A 1,251-nucleotide genomic window follows, 5' to 3' on the forward strand; every position below is an offset into this window, starting at 1 on the left:
GGCGTGTCCTTGTTGGTATTGGAGTTGGTATTTGTCTTTGTCTTCGGTCCCCGCTCCCGATAGCCCCTTCTGTCTGCGCCGAGGAGCACAGGTTCAGGCGGATCAGGGATCGCGATTGTCTGAGCCGAAGGCGAGTTCGAGCGRGACCCCGCCTGGACCGAGCACCGCAGGTTGCCCGTAGCGAAGCGTAGGGTCGCAGACAGCAGGGTCGCCTTTTCTTTGGTGACTTTCTTTTGGCGAAGCAAAAGAAAGTTACTTGCATGCCGGGCAACCCCCGGCCAGCCACCCTCAGCAAAGTCCGCCCCGCTTGAACAACAACAGCAACATCGTCTACCCTCCACCCATGCCCCAAACCCTAACTCTCCGCCTGAACCCAGGCGACGACCTGCGAACAGCCCTGGACGCAGCATTCGCCCAGCTGCAGGCCGAGCAGAACACCCGCGCGGCTTGCGTCATCTCTGCGGTGGGAAGCCTGTCTCGCGCCGTGCTGCGCTATGCGGCCGAGCCGCAGGGGACGGTGCTGGTGGAACCGCTGGAACTGATCACGCTGTCGGGCACGTTGAGCCCTGACGGCGCGCACCTGCATGCCAGCGTGGCCAATGCAGGGGGAGAAATGTGTGGTGGCCATGTGATGCCGGGTTGCCTTGTGCGGACGACCGCTGAAATTGTGCTGGTGTCGTTGCAGGGCTGGGTGTTTGCGCGTGAGCATGACGCGCGGACCGGGTTCAAGGAACTGGTGGCGAAGCCGGCAACGCCCTGGTCTTGAAAGCAGAGGCCGCGTCTGTAGGCCGGCCCTGACAGCCGCGCTGGCGTCATGGCCATGGCGGGCGTGGAGGACAGGCGTAGAGTGGTGTTAACGCACTACCATGCACGCAACCTACCAGCACCCACCATCAAGGAGGCATGTTCATGTTGAAACAACCACGCTTTTCCGTCGCTGCCGTCGCCCTGCCGGGCGCTGTGTTGGCACTGGCATTGACGCTTTTCACAGGGCCACGGGCGGTAGCGCAGACATCGCAGACCACACAGCCAGCTGAGGCACCCGATACCGCAGTGCCGACGGCGCCCTTGAGGAATCCGCTGAACCGCAACCCGGCGCGCCGGGCGTCTGAACCCGAAGCGCCGCTCCCACCGCCGGATCCGCGTGACTCGACCATCCGCCCGGTGACGCCACCGGGCAACGACGGCCGTGATGTGGTATTGCCCCCGCCGAATGCGCCAACGCGGCCCCCGCTTGCCAGGCCCTGAGGC

At 64.5% G+C, this 1,251-nt stretch carries 2 protein-coding genes; both read left to right on the plus strand.

Annotated elements, in window-relative coordinates; genetic code table 11:
* The first annotated feature begins 307 nt into the window (after positions 1 to 307).
* A complete protein-coding gene (locus tag AC1DWI_RS23660; RefSeq protein WP_477725973.1) occupies positions 308 to 766 on the plus strand; it encodes a PPC domain-containing DNA-binding protein in 459 nt (152 codons plus the stop codon).
* Between the two features lie 143 nt (positions 767 to 909).
* Positions 910 to 1,248, plus strand: a complete 339-nt coding sequence (locus tag AC1DWI_RS23665) for a hypothetical protein (protein WP_477670413.1) — start codon at positions 910 to 912, stop codon at positions 1,246 to 1,248.
* Positions 1,249 to 1,251: the final 3 nt, after the last annotated feature.

The organism is Polaromonas sp. P3_C2 (assembly GCF_056402675.1).

What these genes read in the sequence shown, in the direction of transcription:
- AC1DWI_RS23665 (WP_477670413.1), top strand. Translation starts at nt 910, where the DNA reads ATGTTGAAACAACCACGCTTTTCCGTCGCTGCCGTCGCCCTGCCGGGC.